The organism is Thermodesulfobacteriota bacterium (assembly GCA_040756475.1).
GTDB lineage: Bacteria > Desulfobacterota > Deferrisomatia > Deferrisomatales > JACRMM01 > JBFLZB01.
The window spans coordinates 1-3,033 of the sequence record JBFLZB010000317.1; the positions used below are offsets into that span (position 1 = coordinate 1).

Sequence of the window (3,033 nt, forward strand, 5' to 3'; positions counted from 1 at the left end):
TGCGGCCCGCACCGCGGGCTCCCCCCGGCCCGCCCCTAGGGCCGCGGCCACCACCCGTTCGTATCCCGCCCGCGTCCCGAGCAGGCCCCGGGCGATTTCCTCGGCGGCGGCCAACTGAGCCGCACCATCCGCCTGGTTGAGCAGCACGGCGGCGCGGGCCCCCGGGGGCCGCCCCTTGGCCAGCCCCTGGGGGTGGGCCAGCAGCCGGACCAGGGCCCGGGGGCCCAGGGGCTCCCCGGGCCGCACCCCCGTTGCCGCGGCCACGAGCTCGGGGCGAAAGACGTGGGCGGCGTCCAGGGGCGTTCCCACGCAGGACAACCCCACCACGGCCACGAAGAGGGACGTGGCCTCCGGGACCACCGGCTCCCACTCGGCGGGGGCCTTCACCGGGAGTCGCGCCGCCCCGTCGGCTTCCACGGCCACCGCATCGGCCAGACCCTCGGCCAGCACCCGGCCGCACCACTCGGGGGGAACCCCCCGCACCTTGCCCTCCGGCAGGGCGTGGCCGCCCAGCACGAGGGGCCGCCCCTGCCGGCCTTCCAGCAACCCCCGCAGCGCCTCCCACGTATCGGCCGCGCACAGTTCCGGCTGGCCCGGCGCCGGTGCGGCGATCCGTGTCGTGGTTGCCGCCAGCCCCCGCAAGCCCGCGGCACGCCACTCCTCCACCAGGCGATACATGGCCGTGGTCTTTCCCCCGCCACCCACCAGGGCCACCAGGTCCCCCCTTCCCGCCCCCAGGGCCTCGGCCAGGGTCCGCGCCGGAACCTGCCTCACGGCCGCCTCCCACCTGCGCCGCGCGCCCCCGGCCGACCCTCGCCCGAAAGGCACCGATACGCCTCGGGGGTATCCAGGTCGTCGAACCCGCCGGGGTGGCTCACCGCCACCTCGAGCACATCGCCGGGCCGGGCCCGGAGGATTCCCCGGGCTCCCTCGTCCCCTCCCAGACCCTCCAGAAGCTGGCGGTACGGGCCCAGGGCGAAGAAGACCGGGTGCCCCCGGCGCCCCTCCCACACGGGCACCGCGATGCCGCGCTCCGACGCCGCCAGGGCCTCGGCCACGGTGCGCACGTCTCGAGCCCGGAGGCGGGGAAGATCGGCCACCGTCACCGCGACCGCCGCCGCCTCCGGTCCCAGGGCGGCGACTCCCGCGGCCACGGAGGTACCCATGCCCTCCAGATGCCGAGGATTTTCCACCAGGCGCACGGGGAGCCCATCGAGGGCCTCCCGTATGGCATCTGCGCCCGCACCCACCACCACGACCACCGGCCGCAGGCCGGCACGCAGGAGCACGCGGGCCGCCCGCCGCACCAGGGGCACGCCCCCCACCGGCAGGAGGAGCTTGTTGATCCCCCCCATGCGCCGGGAAGACCCCGCAGCCAGGAGCACCCCCGCCGCCCTTCCCCCCGAGGGACGCCTGGCACAGGCTCGCGCGGCGGCGTCGCCGCCGCGCCCCGGTTCCCCTTGCGTCGACCGTGCTCCTGCGCCCATGCCCGACAGGTGTACTACAGGATGCCACCCCGGGTGAAGGAGGGTCCGCCGGCATCCGGCCCGGACCCAAAAATTCCCGAAGAGGGCCGGGGGATAGATAACCAATCGGGTACACTTGATACCCCTCTGGGTAAAACGAAGTTTGCCCCTCTAGGCACCCCGCTCCCCGTCCCCTATAGTGCACGAGTCCATTCGAGGACCCCTTGCCAGGAGGGAGCAATGAGTCCGAGTGCAGCCGTCGTCCTGCCCGAGACCCGCGATGCCGACGCCCGCCGCGCACCTGCGCCGCCCAGCAGCTCCATGGGGCTGTACCTTCGCGACATCCGCAAGACCCGCCTGCTCACCCCCCGGGAGGAAATCGAGCTCGCCCTGCGCATCGAGAAGGGCGACGAAGCCGCCCGCAGCCGAATGATCGAGTCGAACCTGCGGCTGGTCGTCAAGATCGCCAAGCGCTACGTGAACCGGGGCCTGCCCTTCATGGACCTGATCGAAGAGGGCAACGTGGGCCTCATCAAGGCGGTGGAGCGGTTCAAGGCCTCCAAGGGCTGCCGGTTCTCCACCTACGCCACCTGGTGGATTCGACAGTCCATCGAGCGGGCCCTCACCAATCAGGTGCGCACCATCCGGCTCCCGGTCCACGTCTCCGACGACATCGACCGCATGAACCGGGTGGCCGAAAACCTCAGCCGCACGCTGCGCCGGCCCGCCACAGAGGAGGAAGTGGCCGCGGAAACGGGCTTTACCGAGATCTACGTTCGGCGGCTCCAGTCCATCCGCCGCAAGATCCTCTCCATCGACCAGGCTCTGGACGTGGACGGCGACTTCACCCTCCAGGACAAGCTCGAGGACCCCAGCGTGGAGGACCCGGTGGAGGGGATCCACACCGACAAGATCAAGAGCTTCCTGCGCCGCAAGCTCACCATCCTGAACGAGCGGGAGAAGAAGATCCTGGACCTGCGCTTCGGGCTGGAGGACGACGAGCCCATGACCCTGGAGAAGATCGGCAAGGTCTTCGGGGTCACCCGGGAGCGCATCCGCCAGATCCAGGTGGAGGCCCTGGCGAAGCTGCAAGGCGCCTTCATCGAGGAGGGCGTGGACTACCGCGAGCTGGCCTGAAGCCGGCCGGCTCCCGGTGTTGGAGAGGGGCCCCCGCGGGGGCCCCTCTCCCGTTTGGGAAACCGAGAGGCCTGGTGAGGAGTTGCCCCCAACCGCCGAGGGGAAACGGGCAGGGCGACGCCGTCCACGTCGAAATCGAAATCGCTATCGAGCCCGAGCCCGAGCCCGATACCGATACCGATACCGAGTGCGGTTTCGATTGCGCCGCAGCCCCCCCGGCCTGAGCCGCGGCGCCGGGTTTTTCATTGACGCCCCGCGGCCGGAGCGGGTATAAGACCCCGTCGGCGTTTCGGGACAGGGCCCGCCCCCACCCGAAGAACCACGCCGAGACCTCTTCTTCCGGTGTAGCTCAATCGGCAGAGCATGCGGCTGTTAACCGCAGGGTTGTAGGTTCGAGTCCTACCACCGGAGCCAGAAGCCAGCGCGGGGA

At 71.6% G+C, this 3,033-nt stretch carries 3 protein-coding genes and 1 tRNA gene; 2 read left to right on the plus strand and 2 right to left on the minus strand.

Translation table 11 applies throughout. From position 1 onward, the window contains the following. Nucleotides 1–774, minus strand: a 774-nt coding sequence (yqeC, locus tag AB1578_23110) for a selenium cofactor biosynthesis protein YqeC (protein ID MEW6490789.1), incomplete at its 3' end; no start/stop codon positions are given. Then, entirely contained in the window at nt 771–1,385 is a 615-nt protein-coding gene (locus AB1578_23115) for a nucleotidyltransferase family protein (protein MEW6490790.1), read from the minus strand. The genes yqeC and AB1578_23115, both read right to left, overlap by 4 nt. Nucleotides 1,386–1,706: 321 nt before the next feature. Between AB1578_23115 and AB1578_23120 the strand changes: the two genes are divergently transcribed. Continuing rightward, nucleotides 1,707–2,603 (plus strand): sigma-70 family RNA polymerase sigma factor, encoded by an 897-nt coding sequence (locus AB1578_23120; GenBank protein ID MEW6490791.1) that lies wholly within the window; start codon nt 1,707–1,709, stop codon nt 2,601–2,603. A 338-nt stretch (nt 2,604–2,941) separates the two neighbouring features. Next, nucleotides 2,942–3,017, plus strand: a tRNA-Asn gene (locus AB1578_23125). Nucleotides 3,018–3,033 lie beyond the last annotated feature (16 nt).